The sequence below is a fragment of the Citrobacter arsenatis genome, from assembly GCF_004353845.1.
GTDB classification, from domain to species: Bacteria; Pseudomonadota; Gammaproteobacteria; order Enterobacterales; family Enterobacteriaceae; genus Citrobacter; species Citrobacter arsenatis.
Map to the genome: position 1 here is coordinate 2,279,677 of NZ_CP037864.1, position 16,001 is coordinate 2,295,677.

A 16,001-nucleotide genomic window follows, 5' to 3' on the forward strand; every position below is an offset into this window, starting at 1 on the left:
CGGCCTATTCAATGTAGGCCGGATAAGGTGCGCTAGCGTCGCCACCCGGCATTTTATCCTGCAACGATCTCCACACTCTCCACGTTTAAACGCTGAATAATATCCTGACGCAACTGGTATTTTTGTACCTTGCCGGACGCCGTGCTCGGTAACTTCTCGACAATCACGATGTGCTCCGGATATTTATACTTTGCCACCCGTTTGCGGCTAAAAAAGGCCACCACTGACTCCAGCGAAAGTGAGTGATGCGGAGGTTTCAGCACAACGTAAGCGCACGAGCGTTCACCTAAGCGTTCGTCCGGCATCGCGACAACGCAGGCATCATGAATGCGTGGATGCTGCAATAAAATATCCTCAACTTCGCGGCTGCTAATATTTTCCCCGCCGCGCACAATAATATCTTTCTTGCGTCCGGTGATTTTGATGTATCCCGCGTCGTCCATCCGGCACAAGTCGCCACTGTAATACCAGCCGTCTTGATCCAGCGCGCGGGCGGTCAGTTCGGGCTCATCGAGGTAGCCCATAAACACATTCGGGCCACGCGAGGCTTCTTCACCTTCTACCCCCGCAGGCAACGTATTGCGCGCGTCATCGACGACTTTAATTTCGACGCCGGCGGCGGCATATCCATCGGTATTCATCATGCGCGAAAGTGAGTCATCGAGATCGACCAGCGCATGCGGCGAGCTCTCCGTGGAACCATAGATGCTTAACAATTTAATACCGCGCTGTTGGCAGTCTCGGACAATTTTTTGCGGAATGGTGGTGCCTCCACATAAGAAAAAACGAAGTGAAGTGAGATCGCAGGACCGGTTTTCCATGCTACACAACATGTCGTAGACGAAGGGGGTTGCACCGAGTACGCAGGTACAGCGTTGTTGCTCCAGCAATTCAAGACAGGCTGTTGGGGTGAAAATATCCAACAATACGCTGCGGGCACCGATTAAAAACGGTGCGGTAACGCCATGCAGAAAACCTGTAGCGTGTCCAAGTGGAGCGGGCATCAAAAACACATCCTGCCAGGTGAGATTGAGACGCGCACAATAGGCACGTTCGCTGGCAAGGATGTTGTTATGGGTTAACATTACGCCTTTCGGCATTCCTTCGGTTCCGGAGGTAAACAGCACGGCAGCCAGTTCATCGGCGTGAACGTTAATAACCTCCGTCAATGGTGGTGCTAAAAGCAGCTGGCTGAGCGCCACTGAGGTGGTTGCCGGTGCCAGTTTATCCACGGCGACAATTTGTTGCAGATGCGGTAATTGGTTTTGTAAGGGCAGGATAAGGTCTACCGGTCGGGTCTGTTTGAAAAGTGTAGGCGCGAAAAAAATCTTCGCTTTGCATTTGTTCAGTACCCACACCAGCTCCGCTTCGCGCCAGGCAGGCAACAACGGTACTGAAACGGCCCCGGTTTTCAGGCAGGCCAGATAGATAAGGGTAAATTCGCACCAGCCCGGCAACTGAAAGGCAATACGGTCGCCGGGTTGAATACCGCAGGCTAAAAACCAGGTTGCCAGACTGCTGGCCGCGCCGTCGAGTGCCGCGTAGGTATAAGCAGCGCCATGATTATCAACCACGGCAATTTTATCCGGCATGGCTCTGACCGTTTGACGCCAGTAATCGCCAAGCGAAGCATCGCCCCATAAACCCTGTTGTCGCCAGGCTTCGCGACGTTCGGTATTAAACGTTAGTGTGATACTCATGAAGTTATTCCCAGGATGATTTCGGCATACATCTGACCGGATGGCCAGCGAGGCCGATCCGGCGTGCAACATGATGCAAAACCCGCTAGCCGTAGCGGAAATCAACGCCAAATGTTCCGACCGGATATTCCCATTGGTCGAGGATAGTGTCGCCGCACAGCACCCGGCAGGTGCCACACTCCAGGCAGCCTGCGGAGTCAAAATGAATATTGCCACTCTCGTCCTGCTTATACAGCCCGGCGGGACAGGCTTTCAGCAGCTTGCGAAATTCATTAAGATCGGGATGCTCAGCCAGGATGATGTGTGGATGGCCTTCATCGACATTGAATTTATTCACACCCAATTTGACGTCGACGTTAACGTTATTGTCCTGGTTCATAGTGCGGTTGCTCCCTTGATGCCATCTTTCAGTAAGTTCATCAGCCCAATTTTCCTGGCATGAGACATCATCATCTTGCGAACCGGCTGATTTGGACGTCCGTCGACGGTAAACATATCGCTCATAATATCGGCCATCATGCGGGGATATTGGGTGAACAGGCGCGGGTTTTCCATCAGCGCCGGGATCTTGCGAAAATGCTGTAAATCACGCATCACGCAGCCCTGTTCGAGGGCGCGTTTGTAGCCCATCAGGCTACTGGCTGAGTAATCCTGGCGCTCTTTTGCGGCAATGGCTGTTTGAGCGGCAGCTTCTGCGGAGGCTATCGCCAAATCCATGCCGCGTACCGTGTAACCCAGATTCAGACAGAAACCAGCGGCATCGCCGACGATCATCACACCGTCATCGACCAGTTTCGGAACCATTGTCAGACCGCCTTCCGGCACCATATGCGCGGAATATTCCAGTAATTCACCACCGGCAATCAATGGACGAATAGTCGGGTGTCGCTTAAAGTCTTCCAACATTTGTGGAATGCTTTTCGTCGCATGGGCAATATCCCCCAGACCACACACCAGACCCAGAGAGACGGAGTCCTGGTTGGTATACAAAAATCCTCCTCCCATCAACCCATCAGACGGTGAGCCTGCAAACAGCCAGGCTGTACCTTCGTTAGCGGACAGGTTGAATCGATCCGCAATGACCGCAGGTGGTAAGCCGATCAGCTCTTTTACGCCCACGGCATAGTGGTGTGCTGAAGAGGGGGGCACCATCCCCAGTGACCGTCCCAGCATAGAATTGACGCCATCGGCAAGGATGACCATATTGGCTTCCAGGATATCGTCACCGGCTTGCACGCCGGTGACCTTATTACCTTCGCGGATTAGTGCGTCGACGCGCACGCCGGGAATAAACTGCGCGCCTGCCTGTTCCGCTTTTTCCATCAGCCAGGGGTCAAGCCGGTTGCGCAACACGGTGTAAGAGTCCTGCGCTGGCGCGTTGTCTTTTTCACGATGGAAGTCGAGAGTGACGGCGCTCTCTTCGGTCAGGAAGGAGATTTTTTCGCGGGTGACTTTGCGCTCAAGCGGTGCTTCCTGTGCAAAACCGGGTATGATGCGTTCAAGGCTATGCGCGTAGAGTCTCCCGCCGGTCATATTTTTACTGCCCGCACTGTTTCCACGCTCGATGATTAGTACATCCAGCCCGGCCTGGGCCATAACGTAGCCTGCAATTGTACCCGCCACGCCAGCACCGACCACAATGGCATCAAATTTTTCATCTGACATGCTATATGCTCCCTTCCCGCTGCGAAGGCAGCGGGAGATGTGCGTTAAATGGGGGATTAGCGACTGAGGTGTTCAATAAGGGCTGGAACAACTTTGTAGATGTCGCCCACCAGGCCGTAATCGGCGTAATTGAAAATAGGGGCTTTTTTATCTTTGTTGATAGCGACAATGACTTTCGCGCCGTTACCGCCGACCATATGCTGAATTTGTCCTGAGATGCCCAGCGTGAGGTAGAGATCTGATTTCAGTAACACGCCAGAAACACCAATATAGCGTTCACGTTCCATCCAGTTTTCGCCTTCGGCAATCGGTCGTGAACAACCCACTTCCGCGCCCAGTAAGATTGCCAGTTGGTGCACCATTTCCAGATCGTTTTGCGCAACCAGACCGCGGCCCACACCCACCACGCGTTTGGCTTTGCTGAGATCCACGCTGCTTACGGATTTGGCACGACGTTCCTGGCACATAATTTCATGGTGCGGTGCAATGTAAGCGGCTGAGACAACAGGGCAGTTGTGCGAGGCATTCTCCTCTACCGGTTCAAGCCAGCCAGGGGCAAGCGTGATAATCGCCAGCGGGGTTTTGATTTTTTCTTTGCCGAATGCCAGGCCACCATACATACGGTGTTCTGCGAACAAGGCGTCATCATCAAGCGTTACCGATGTGGCATCGTTTACCATCGCAGCATTGAGCTGAATACTTAACCGCGCACCAAGGGATTTAGCGCGTTTGGTGGCGGGCATCAGCAGTAGTCCGGCGTGTTCATGCATCAGGGCAGCAATGGTCTCGGCGTAATTTTCAACACGCTGCAAACCAGAAGTTGCTGCAAGCACGATGACTTCATCAGCACCCAGAGGTTTAACCTGATTGGCCTGTTCACTGCCTTGCACAATAAGGCGTACCTGTTCACCCCACAGGCGAGCGCCGGCCATTAATTCTGCATAGCGTTCTGCGTTATCGCTGAACACCCATACGTTGGCTAATTTACTCATGATAATTTCTCTCCGTTGGGCTTAGTTCAGGGCTTTTTTCATATGTTCAGCCAGTTCGGCAATGGCTTCTGCTGAGTCATTTTCCAGAATGATGTGCTGACGTTCGGTTTGCGGCGGCACGGTGAGACTCACCAGTTCTGCTAACGGTGACGCAGGTATCCAACCAATATCGCTGGCTTGCCACGGAGTGACCGGTTTTTTACCTGCGCCCAGAATCGCTTTCATCGAGGGGATACGCGGTGTGTTGATATCCGACGTCACGCAAAGTACGGCGGGGAGCAGCAGATCAATCACTTCGACTTCATCTTCCAGCGTGCGTTCAACCACAAGGCGATCGCCGTTACGTTGGATGTTGCTAACGGCATTGATTACCGGGAGCTGTAAGAGTTCGCCAACCAGTAAACCGACCTGCTGCGCGTAGATATCCCCCGATCCTTCACCGAACAGCATCAGATCGAAGCCCATGTGTTCAGCTGCGCAGGCCAGTGCCTGAGCGGTATCCCGCGGCAATGAATGTTCCAACTGGGGATCCTGCACCATAAACAGACTGTCCGGCCCGCGGGACAGCACGTCTTTACGCACTTTGGAGTTCTGCAGTAGCGAACCACCCACCGTTAAGGCGACGATTTCATCACCTTCCGCGCTAAGTTGTGCTGCGGCCTCTATCGCATTCAAATCAAACTGACTGATTTTTGCGTCGGCCCGGTCAAAGTTAAGCGAACGCTGTGGGGTAACAACAATGTCCTGTTCTTCAGGCACCAACTTAAAGCAGGTTATTATTTTCATGGCATCTCCAGTGATTCTCGTGTGGATGATGACGAGGTGCGTCATTATCGACAGTAGGGAAAATTGACTGAAAATAGTCTGCGACAGAAGAGGGGCTGTTTTCGACGGGGCAATCTGTTTTCATTCCCAACAATCTTGCAAAAAAAAGCGACGAGGGAATGCCTGGTTTATCAGCAATAAACAGACGTTGCGTACTGCATGAAAACATGGGGAGATACAGGCAGTGAAAATAATTGCGAAATGCATCATGTTTTTAAACGCTTCTGCCTTCAATTTGTTTCTTATATGTAAATTATGGATGTGGAGTTAATAACATTTATTCTTTTTGATTATTATAAAACTTAAATAATCGTGGCAGCAATGCACCGGAGTCGCAGGTGTCATCTTGCAGACGGCACAAATAATTTTGTTTCGCCTGGATGGGATAACGATGTATAACGTCATTATCGTTTTCATTTTTCAATATTAATAATCCTTAAAATTGCTGCCTTTAGGCGGAGGTTGTCATGTATCAACGTTGCTTTGATAATGCCATGGAGACCCTTTTTGAACAGGGAAAAAACCCGAGATTCTCGCGATTCGTCATCAGTGATGACCCTAACTGGGAGTCTGGTCATCATGTGCACGATAATGAAACAGAGCTTATTTATGTCAAAAAAGGGGTTGCAAGATTAATTATCGATTCGTCGCTGTATGTCGCGCATGCCGGGGATATCGTGGTGATAGAACAAGGTCGACTGCATGCGGTTGCTTCGGATAGCAGTTCACCCGCAACCACTTACACCTGCGCGCTCTACGGTTTTCGTTTCAACGACTGGCAGGATAATCAGTTATTACAGATGCACTCGTGTCCGGTCATTAGTGTTACTCAGGGTAAGGAAGTTATTAAGAGTATCTTTAATGAGTTGAGCGTTATGCTGCCGCAGAGCAAAAATAACCTGACGTCTTCTGCTTACGATGCTTTTGCCTATGCTCTAACCGTCTTATATTACGAAAATTTTAAAAATGCCTATCGTTCTGAACAGGGTTATATTAAAAAAGATGTTTTAATTAAAGATGTATTGGTTTATTTGAATAACAACTTCCGTGAAAAAATCACTCTTGATCAGTTATCCAAAAAATTCCGCGCCAGTGTCAGTTATATCTGTCACGAATTTACTAAGGAGTATCGTATTTCGCCGATCAACTATGTGATTCAGCGACGAATGACCGAGGCGAAATTTGCCCTGACGAATACGGAAGCTTCGTTAGCGGAAATCTCCTGGCGGGTAGGGTATGAAAATGTCGATCACTTTGCCAAACTCTTTCAACGGCATGTGGGATGTACTCCCAGCGATTATCGTAAGCAGTTTAAAAATAACCTGGCAGAGCAGGAATGCTTGATACCTGAAGTCTGATTCTCCACCATTGCACCGGATAGCGTCTGTACGCTATCCGGTAAGTACTATCGTTTATTTGTTCTGGTAATCTTTGAGGATCTGGCGACCCGCGACGTAAATCATGATTTCATCGGTGCCGCCGCCAATACGTTCGCAGCGGACATCGCGCCAGAATCGGGATACGCGTGCTTCATCGGTGTAACCCAGCCCGCCCATGATCTGAATGGCGTCATCAATCACTTCCATTGCCGTACGAGCACAATACAGTTTCGCCAACGCCGCGCTGGTCCGCAGTGATTGTTCCTGATCGGCCTGCCAGGCCACTTTCAGCACCATATTGCGCATGTTTTCGATTTTAATCGCCATCAGCGCCAGTTTTTCCTGGATCATCTGGTTATGGCCAATCGGTTTACCAAATGCGATACGTTGGTTAGCGTAACGGGCGGCATCTTCGAAGGCACACTCGGCGAAACCGGTACTACGCGCGGCGTTGATCAAGCGTTCCATTTCAAAGTTGTACATGACGTTGAGGAAGCCCATGCCTTCTTCGCCGACCATATCGCTTTCGTCCACTTCGACATCATCAAGATAGACTTCGCAGGTGCTGAGCATGTGCCAACCAATCTTATGCAGTGGATTAACCTTAATGCCGGGTTTCTTCGAATCTACCCACCACAGCGTAAAGGCTTTTTTCGGGTCTTTCGGCTCGGGATCGCGTGCCAGTACCAACATATACGGGTACTCTTTAGCGCCGGTGATAAAGGTTTTTTGCCCATTGAGATACACTTTTCCGTTTTTGCGGGTGTAGCTGGTGGTTGCGCTGTTATTGTCTGAACCGGCTCCCGGTTCGGTTAATGCCAGCGCATAGGCCGGGTCGCCCGTTTCCATGGTGCTTTCTGCCGTTTTGCGTAACTGTTCGGCGGAGCCGAAACGGCGCATACTGTGGATGCACTGACCGTTCGTTATCAAAAAAGCAGGCGCGCCACATTTGGACACTTCCATCAGTGCCAGCATCTGCGTGACGTAATCTGCCGGGATGCCGCCAAACTCTTCCGGAACGCCCAGCATCGAAATACCGTTGTCAGCAAGGGCGCGCATAAACTCTTTCGGGTAAGTAGCCGTCTGATCGCAGGTCCGGAAATATTCTTCCGGGAAATTACTGGTAATCAGTTCCCGAATGCTGGCAAGCAGCAGTTCTTGTTCTTCAGTTAAAGAAAAATCCATCAGGTACTCCTTTTAATTGGCAGCATCGGGTAATACAAAACCCATCGAGGCATCGATAAATAATTTTTTGTCCATCACTTTCAGTTCCGGAGAAATAACCGGAGAAAAATCCATTTTGTCCAGAATGTCTTCCTGCAAGGAGACGCCTGGAGCAATTTCAACTAAATGAAGGCCATCTTCTTTTAACGTAAATACAGCACGTTCGGTTATATAACGCACATCCAGTCCACGCTCGAGGGCAATTTTCCCGCTGAAAGTTACTTCAGGTAATTCGTTGACGAATTTTTTCACTCGTCCTTCCTGAACAATGGTTAACTTGCCATCGGCGACTTCCGTTTTCAGGCTGCCGGCCGTTAACGTGCCGCAGAAAACAATTTTCCTGGACGTGGCGCTGATATCGATAAAACCGCCGGTACCCATAATTTTGCCGTTGAACTTATGTACGCCGACGTTGCCGTGGCGATCCACTTCAGCAAAGCTTAAATAACATACATCCAGCCCACCGCCGTGGTAGAAGTCAAACTGGGAGGTCATATCCAGAATTGCGCGGGTGTTGACGTTGGCACCGAAAGCAATCCCCTGAGAGGTAATGCCGCCAACCGGGCCAGTTTCGACCGTCAGGATAAAGTCATCAGCGCAACCCTCTTCGCGTGCGACGAGGCCTATGCCGTCAGCGATACCCACGCCAACGTTGCCGACCGCGCCTTTGCGCATTTCATACAGTGCGCGTCGGGCCACCAGTTTACGCTGATTGAGCGGCAGGGGCGTTTGTTGGCTGTCATCAAGGATAAAATCGCCAGAGATAAAGCGGTTAACCGGCGCACCGCCGTACAGTTGAGTTTGATCGGGGTCGATGACCACAATATCGACCAGATAGCCCGGAATACGCACCGCTTTCGGGTGCAACGTTGCTTTCTTCACCATTTTTTGCACTTGCATCATGACGATGCCGCCGTTGTTGTGTACGGCCTGGGCGATCACCAGCGCATCAAGATACATAACTTCATCTTCAAAGGTGGCGTAGCCTTCGCTGTCGCAGGTGGTGGCACGAATAAAGGCGATGTTTGGCGCAATGGCTTTGTAGTAGAGGTACTCTTTGTTATCGATTTCCACCAGCTTTATCAGCTCTTCGGTGGTTACTTCATTCAGTTTCCCGCCCTGTTGGCGGGGATCGACAAATGTTCCAATGCCAATCTCACTCAATATGCCTGGCTGATGGGCTGCCGATGCACGCAGGGTTTGGGTTAATACACCCTGAGGATAGTTGTAGGCAGCAATTTTGTTCTGTTCAGCGAGGTCGGAGATTCGCGGTGATTGCCCCCAGTGACCGCATAATGCCCATTTGACTAAACCTTCCTGGGCCAGCGGGCTAATTCCACGGTCTGCACGGTCACCCAGTCCCGTTGGGCTTATCAGTGATAAGTTTCGTGGTAATTGTGTGTTTTTATATTTTTCAGCCAGTGCGTTGATTAATGTTGTTGCTTCGAGAATGCCACCACCCGCACCTAATACACAGAGTGTGGCTTCATCAGGAATATAATTAATGGCGTCCGCTGCGGATAATACAGGTACCCGACCATTAATGCGTTTTGGTCTTAACAGTTTCATGTAAACTCCAGATTATATGCGTGCGACGACCTGTCGCTATATTCGACAATAATAATTTGAGTTATTTAATAATGTCCGGCCACCTGCCCGATATTCGTGATTAAGCGAATATCTGGGGCAGGGGGGTACTGATATTAATATGAGTGAATTTTATTATTACGCCTGATGCAAAATGGTCAAAACGGTACGTAGATCGGTGACCGAAATTTGTCCAGGGGCGGAGGCTTTTTTTACCGCACCAAAGGTTGCCGCTGAACCGAACACCTCACCGGACAGGCGTGAAATTACCCCCGTTTTGGCCATCGACATGGTGATTATCGGCCTGTCCGCATAACGTTCTTGCATTTCCAGCGTGGCGCCAAGCAAAGTCAGTACATCCGTTTTATTTTGCGGCATCAGGGCGATTTTAGGGATATCTGCGCCAAGCTCCTGCATTTTACGCAGACGCTGAACAATCTCTTGCGCCGCTGGCGTCTTATGGAAATCGTGATTCGACATAATGACAGCGACATTTTTAGCGTGCGCATGTTCGACGGTGGCTTTAACCAGTTCGTCACCGGTGAACAGCTCAAGGTCGATCATATCTACCAGACCGCTGTCTACTGCTGCACGGTTAAGCGCAATATAGTTTTCGACAGGCAGCGCCTGTTCACCGCCTTCTTTAGCGCTTCGGAAGGTGAACAGCAGCGGCTTATCAGCCATCACATCACGGATGGCGCGCGCAGCTTCCAGCACGGCATCCGTGGAGGAGACATCGCTAAAATGGTCAACGCGCCATTCCAGAATGTCGAAATCCGCTTCGCGATAGGCCAGCGCTTCGCTTTTTACCGTTGCGATGTCTTTACCCATCAGCGAGACAATGATCTTTGGCGCGCCCTCGCCAATTACGAGGTTTTTTACGGTTACGGTTTTCATTTATTACCCTTTAAATATATTACAAATGCTTGCCCGTCAGGCTGCAAAACCCATAACCTGTTTCACATACTCCAGCGGGAAATCTTTCCCGGTCCAGAGTTTGAACTGTTCAGCGCCTTGCCATAACAACATGCCGTAACCATCAATCGTTTTGCAACCGGCAAGTTGTGCCTGCTGCAATAATTTGGTCATATGCGGGTTGTAGACGCATTCCGTTACCAGCAGGTCCGGGCGCAGCAGGGAAACATCGGTCACGAGAGATTCGTTTTCCAGTGGTTTCATGCCCACTTTCGTACCGTTGGTTAAAATATCCGCGCTGGCCAGTGCATCAGCAAAAGCCTGTCGATCGTCGAGATCGATAACGGTGACCACACAGTCGGTATTTTCATTGACCCGTTTGGCGAATTCTTGTGCTTTGGCAAAGAACTCATCCTGGCGGTTAAAGAGTTTGATTTCTTTGATGCCTTCAATCGCCGCCTGGGCGCCAATGGCCGTCGACGCGCCGCCTGCGCCCAACAGTACCATGGTTTTACCTTTGATATCGAAACCGCTTTCCTTGATTGCCCGAATATGACCAGTGCCATCGGTGTTGTAGCCGCGCAGGTAACCATCATCATTGACGATAGTATTGATCGCACCGACCAGTTTGGCTGCAGGCGTTAATTCATCAACATATTCACATGCCAGCTGCTTGTTGGGCATAGAGACCCCGGTACCACGCATCTTTAAGGCTTTCAGCCCGGCAATAGCGTTAGCAAACGTTGAGTTATCGACTTCAAATGCCATGTAGGTAAAAGGTAATCCTGCTTTTTCTAACGCCTTATTTTGCATTTCAGGCGACAGACTGTGCCTGATAGGGTAGGCCATCAGACCAATCAGTTCATATTTAGCAGTTACGTCCATTTAATACTCCTTCTAAATAATTTTATTGAAAATAACGTTCGCCCAACCGCACATCATTTTTGGGGATATCAAATACGCGGTAGTAACGAATAAAGACGATGATGGCGGTAACAAAGGCCAGCAAAGCAAATGCGAGATCCAGCAAAATGATGTATTGCAGGCCAATATTGGAAAGGTATCCGGTGATTAATGGGATTATGAAGTTGGCGACGCCTCCCATCATCATATAAATGCTGGTGACCTTGGCTTTGCTCCTGGGGAAAAACTCTGACATTACCGACACGCCGAGTTGTAAAATACCGCCAGCGGCAGAGAATCCAATCAAAAATGATCCGACATTACACACTAATGGGGACGGATATAAATAGATAACGGCGGCAGTGATGGTTGCCAGACCGGCGTTAAAGACATTAGCCCATATAGGTCTAACCAATTTCTTCAGCAGTGCGGCAAAAATAAATACGCAGACCAACGATCCCATGCTGTAGTAAGAGATCGTTTTCAGTGCGTCGGTTTCTGCCATGCCGGCAAATGCCATCGCGTATTTCGGCATCCAGACCACGATGACATAAAAAGTCGAAAACGCAGCAACACCAAACATGACGGATGCCATGCCTTCCAGCCAGACCAGCGGTTTACTGTTCATCTGGGGCAACTCTTTTGCAATGCCCGCATCCACCATCTGGCTGGGGAAGCGGCTTTTTAGCAGCATCAGGGTGATGACGACGAACAGTACGCCTGGGATGATGACCGCATAGCCGTACCAGACATGATTGAGCAGCATGGTACTGACGACGATGGGGTAGACCATCTGCCCAAACGAGACCATCGCTTTAACCAGGATAACGGCTGAGCCAGATGCTTTAGGGAAACATTCCATTAATGCTGGATAGCCACCGGTATCCAGCGCTGAGTTTGCCACACCAACGCAAACAGCCAGAATAAAGGCAATCATCAGATTTGGGCTGGCAGGAATGCCGAAGAAAAAGAGCATGTACAGAATAGCACCCAACAGGATGATTGCCCGCCGACCGAATTTGTCGGAGAGTACACCAAAAAATAAAATACTCACCAGGCGACCAAGACCAATGCCGGAAATTAAATAGGCAATTCCGGCGTTATCGGTAGAGAATTTTTCTGCAAGCGAGCTCATATTTTGCGCAAGCGTAATGACGCTAATACCGTGTAAAAAATAACTTAAATAAATACAGGTTATCGCCAAAAGAAATGGCGTATTAAAGGTCTTGTTTTGAGACATGTTCACAACTCCTTGCGGATTTTAAAATTGTTCTGTGCTCGTCGATATGTTTTAAAATGCGGCGACCTTGTAATTAATATACCGGGCAGTAATCACGGGAACTACATAGCATGGCGTTTAAGTTACCAGGTATATTGCATGTCAAACTGTGAAATTTAATTCTTCTGGGCGACGTTTTGTTGATGTTTTAAAACTACGGCCAATTATTTTGCAGACGGTGGGAACAATATTGCATTCACGCTATTCTGCGACCTGAGCCATTTTGAGTTGATGCTTTGACGCAATGCGGCTGCGATAACCAATAAACAGCGCCAACAAAAAGCCTATAGCGGCTATGCCGGTATCAAACCACATGATGTGAGCAATGCTAATCTCGGAGAGCTTTGCTGTAATCAGTGGGATGGTGAAAGTGGCAATGCTGCCTGCACTGTAGTAGATACCCGTAGCTTTGCCTTTCGCATGTGGAAAGCGTGCGGCCATCAGCGTTAAACCGATTTGGACAACACCTCCGGCTGAAGAGAAACCGATAACAAACGCGAAGACGATGACCACGTAAGGGGTCGGATGCAGGCAAACCATTAGCAGTGCGCAAACTGAGATGAACGTGTACAGCATCAATAACGATGTAGCGCGTTCCATTTTTCGAGCCAGTGGTGCCGTGATTAACACACACAGGAGAGAGCCACAGGTGTAAATGCTTAATAGCTTGATCGATAACGTATAGGACATCCCGGCGACAAATTGTCCGTACTGCGCTAGCCACTGGCTCACCAGGTAAAATGTCGCCATAGAGATGTAGCCGTACAAAGTGTAACTGGCGAGATCGAACAGGGAACACTGGTGCTCAGGTTGTCCGGTTACTTGTTTTGCAGGTTGTGTCCTGATGGCGATATGTGGTCCAGGATGCGGCGGAAACCGACAGCGAAACAAAAACACGCCGTTGAGTAACATAACCGCTGCCGCCAGCAGGAAGGACCAACCAAACCAAAGTTCGGCCCACACCAGCAGGCTGATAATCATGGGCAGCAGAAACTGACCGCTGGAGACGAAGGCTTTAATTAAAATATTGGCCGTGCTGGGCGAGCGGGGAAACGCCTCCATCAGGCTGGGATAGGTTCCGGCATCGAGAAAACTGTTTGCCATTCCTGCTAAAAAACCAAATGCATAGGCGATATAAATACTGTGGGTATTGATGATGCCAATAAAGAAAATCAGATAGCAGGTCATGCCGAGAATAATAAACGGTCTGCGGCCATAGCGATCGGAAAGCATGCCCGCTACCAGTAAAACGCTTAGACGGCCGATGCCAAGTGAGGAAATAACAATCGAGACGCCCGCAGCATTGGTTTGCCACTGTTGTTCCAGCGAAGACATATTGAGGCTCATCAGAATGACCCCCATGCCGTGTACCAGGTAATTACAGTACAGCCCTATCGCAGTGGAGAAATAGGTGTTTTTCATAATGTGTTACTCAGCGAAGAGGCTACATAAGTGTGGCGGCGCCGTTTCTTAGCACAAACGCTCAAGGTCGTGGGCGTAGAGCTCAGCAGCAACCGATTGATAAATTTTCCAGTCGAGAAAATCATCGTGCTGATAAACCAGCTGAAAAGAGATGAGATCGGGGAAAAAACGCATGGTGTTATTACCGATACGGTTATTTATTTTGTCGATAATTGCGTTAATTCTTAACTTTCGTCTGGCCTTCATTTCCGTACAAATGCGCGTGATGTCATCCGGGATTTCCCTTTCGCCATTCTCCCATTGCTGCCAGGCAGCAACATTGTTATCACGTGAGATATACGTAGCGCTTTCTTCTACCGTCATAGCAAAAATATGGCGGATAGCCTGCAATTCTAATTCGTTCACTATTTGATTACCTCATAAAAGACGGTGGAGTAGTAATAGCATTGCTGTGGATATTTCGGCTTGAAGAGAGTCACAGTATCTTGTGCAATATTATTTGTTATTGATATGTGAACGAATAGAGAGATAACCAACCTGAACGGGTTGCTTGCGGTAGATCACATTAACTAAATAACGTAATTCCGCTGTTTATTTCCATAATTGTCTACTTCCTTTCGCCTCTCAATACTTGCCAGAGTGATGTGTCCGACAGTGTGAGTGATATTCCTGGTTAATGACCTATTACCTGATATTAAGGCACAAAAATGACGATAACCTCTGTACTGACAACCCGAGATAAAATTGGCTACGGACTTGGCGATATGGCCAGCGCTCTGGTCTGGCAGACCGCGACCCTGTTCCTTGCCTATTTTTATACCGATGTATTTGGTCTCCCAGCCGCCATCATGGGCACTATGTTTCTGTTGGTTCGCGTAGTGGATGCGTTTGTCGATCCTTGCATTGGCGCGTTGGTCGATCGCACCCAAACGCGTTATGGTCGCTTTCGCCCTTGGCTGTTGTGGTTTGCGATTCCTTTCGGCGTCAGTTGCATCATTACATTTTACGTTCCTGATGCAGGTGCCACGGCTAAAACCATTTATGCCTGCGTCACCTACGGCACCCTGAGTTTTATCTATTCGGCGATCAACGTACCTTATTGCGCGATGCCGGGTGCGCTAACGATGGATCCGCATGAACGCCATTCGTTGCAGTCCTGGCGCTTTGCATTGTCTTTTATCGGTGGACTGATCGTGACCGTAATTGCGTTGCCGTTGGTTGCAACCTTGGGTAAAGGTGATGCACAAACGGGCTATTTCTATGCCATGAGCCTGATGGGACTGCTGGGGATTATTCTCTTTTATACCTGCTTTTTCCTGACCAAAGAACGCTTCACTCCTCGCCGCGACAGCTCAGGTTCAATGTGGGGCGATTTGAAGCTGTTGGCCGGTAACAGCCAGTGGCGCATAGTTTTTCTTTTCAATATTCTGCTGCTTACCGCTGTTGTTACCCGCGGTTCGGCGACCATGTATTACGTCAAATATGTCCTGTTAAGACCCGAGATGGTGTTCATGTTTATTGTGTCGGGCATGATGGCGGCGCTGCTCGGCGCGTTGTTGTCCGCACGTTTGCTGGGCAAATTTGATCGCGTCCGCGCTTACCAGTGGACCATCCTCTCCTTTGTAGCCTTTGCAACCCTGATCTTCTTTATCCCGCCAGAACGCGTCTGGCTGATTTTTTCGCTCAATATTGTTTTTGGTTTTATTCAAAATCTGACGACGCCGCTGCAGTGGACGATGTTCTCCGATGTGGTTGACTATGAAGAACACCGCAGCGGCAGACGACTGGACGGTCTGGTGTTTTCAACCGCGCTTTTTGCCATCAAGTTTGGCCTTGCGCTGGGCGGCGCTGTGGTGGGCTGGTTACTGGCGGCGGTGGATTACATGCCTAATGCCGCACATCAGAGCACGACAGTCATCACAACCATCAATGCGCTGTTTTCATTGATCCCTTCGCTGTTATTTCTGGGCATGGCGCTGCTGCTGATGGTTTACAAACTCAATAGCAAAACAACGGACAACATTGCGCGCGAACTGGCGCAAAAGCGTGATCTTAACGCTGAGGCCAATATGCCACAGCCGGTATTGAATACTGTAATACAGGAGTGAGA

General features: G+C 49.5%; 14 protein-coding genes. 2 read left to right on the forward strand and 12 right to left on the reverse strand.

Annotated elements, in window-relative coordinates:
- Nucleotides 1-53: 53 nt before the first annotated feature.
- From fadK to E1B03_RS12035, 5 genes are all read right to left on the reverse strand, one after another.
- Complete coding sequence (fadK, locus tag E1B03_RS12015; RefSeq protein ID WP_133086285.1) at nt 54-1,700, reverse strand: medium-chain fatty-acid--CoA ligase; 1,647 nt, start codon at nt 1,698-1,700, stop codon at nt 54-56.
- Between the two features lie 85 nt (nt 1,701-1,785).
- Nucleotides 1,786-2,079 carry a ferredoxin family protein gene (locus tag E1B03_RS12020; protein WP_103770137.1) on the reverse strand — a complete coding sequence of 98 codons (294 nt, stop codon included), beginning with the start codon at nt 2,077-2,079 and terminating at the stop codon, nt 1,786-1,788.
- Complete coding sequence (locus E1B03_RS12025; RefSeq protein WP_133086286.1) at nt 2,076-3,365, reverse strand: FAD-dependent oxidoreductase; 1,290 nt, start codon at nt 3,363-3,365, stop codon at nt 2,076-2,078. Before E1B03_RS12025 ends, E1B03_RS12020 begins: the two co-directional genes overlap by 4 nt.
- 56 nt (nt 3,366-3,421) lie before the next feature.
- The gene (locus E1B03_RS12030; protein WP_133086287.1) at nt 3,422-4,357 is read right to left on the reverse strand and encodes an electron transfer flavoprotein subunit alpha; all 936 of its coding nucleotides are present in this window, start codon (nt 4,355-4,357) and stop codon (nt 3,422-3,424) included.
- A 21-nt stretch (nt 4,358-4,378) separates the two neighbouring features.
- Entirely contained in the window at nt 4,379-5,143 is a 765-nt protein-coding gene (locus tag E1B03_RS12035; RefSeq protein WP_133086288.1) for an electron transfer flavoprotein, read from the reverse strand.
- Nucleotides 5,144-5,649: 506 nt separating this feature from the next.
- On the opposite strand from E1B03_RS12035, the gene E1B03_RS12040 reads away from it, so the two are divergent.
- Nucleotides 5,650-6,540: an AraC family transcriptional regulator gene (locus tag E1B03_RS12040; RefSeq protein ID WP_133086289.1), complete on the forward strand. Its 891-nt coding sequence runs from the start codon at nt 5,650-5,652 to the stop codon at nt 6,538-6,540.
- A gap of 54 nt (nt 6,541-6,594) precedes the next feature.
- Here the strand turns inward: E1B03_RS12040 and E1B03_RS12045 are convergent, their stop codons facing one another.
- The 7 genes from E1B03_RS12045 to E1B03_RS12075 form a co-directional block, all read right to left on the reverse strand.
- Nucleotides 6,595-7,746: an acyl-CoA dehydrogenase gene (locus tag E1B03_RS12045; protein ID WP_003836610.1), complete on the reverse strand. Its 1,152-nt coding sequence runs from the start codon at nt 7,744-7,746 to the stop codon at nt 6,595-6,597.
- 12 nt (nt 7,747-7,758) lie between these two features.
- Nucleotides 7,759-9,354: an acyl CoA:acetate/3-ketoacid CoA transferase gene (locus E1B03_RS12050; RefSeq protein ID WP_133086290.1), complete on the reverse strand. Its 1,596-nt coding sequence runs from the start codon at nt 9,352-9,354 to the stop codon at nt 7,759-7,761.
- A gap of 156 nt (nt 9,355-9,510) precedes the next feature.
- The gene (gene aroD / locus E1B03_RS12055; protein WP_103770131.1) at nt 9,511-10,269 is read right to left on the reverse strand and encodes a type I 3-dehydroquinate dehydratase; all 759 of its coding nucleotides are present in this window, start codon (nt 10,267-10,269) and stop codon (nt 9,511-9,513) included.
- A 36-nt stretch (nt 10,270-10,305) separates the two neighbouring features.
- Nucleotides 10,306-11,172 (reverse strand): quinate/shikimate dehydrogenase, encoded by an 867-nt coding sequence (gene ydiB, locus E1B03_RS12060; RefSeq protein ID WP_103770130.1) that lies wholly within the window; start codon nt 11,170-11,172, stop codon nt 10,306-10,308.
- A gap of 22 nt (nt 11,173-11,194) precedes the next feature.
- The gene (locus E1B03_RS12065) at nt 11,195-12,430 is read right to left on the reverse strand and encodes an MFS transporter (RefSeq protein ID WP_103770129.1); all 1,236 of its coding nucleotides are present in this window, start codon (nt 12,428-12,430) and stop codon (nt 11,195-11,197) included.
- A 240-nt stretch (nt 12,431-12,670) separates the two neighbouring features.
- Nucleotides 12,671-13,891, reverse strand: a complete 1,221-nt coding sequence (locus tag E1B03_RS12070; RefSeq protein ID WP_133086291.1) for an MFS transporter — start codon at nt 13,889-13,891, stop codon at nt 12,671-12,673.
- 48 nt (nt 13,892-13,939) lie between these two features.
- Complete coding sequence (locus E1B03_RS12075) at nt 13,940-14,296, reverse strand: YdiL family protein (protein WP_133086292.1); 357 nt, start codon at nt 14,294-14,296, stop codon at nt 13,940-13,942.
- A gap of 302 nt (nt 14,297-14,598) precedes the next feature.
- On the opposite strand from E1B03_RS12075, the gene E1B03_RS12080 reads away from it, so the two are divergent.
- The gene (locus tag E1B03_RS12080) at nt 14,599-15,999 is read left to right on the forward strand and encodes an MFS transporter (RefSeq protein ID WP_133086293.1); all 1,401 of its coding nucleotides are present in this window, start codon (nt 14,599-14,601) and stop codon (nt 15,997-15,999) included.
- The last annotated feature ends 2 nt before the right edge of the window (nt 16,000-16,001 follow it).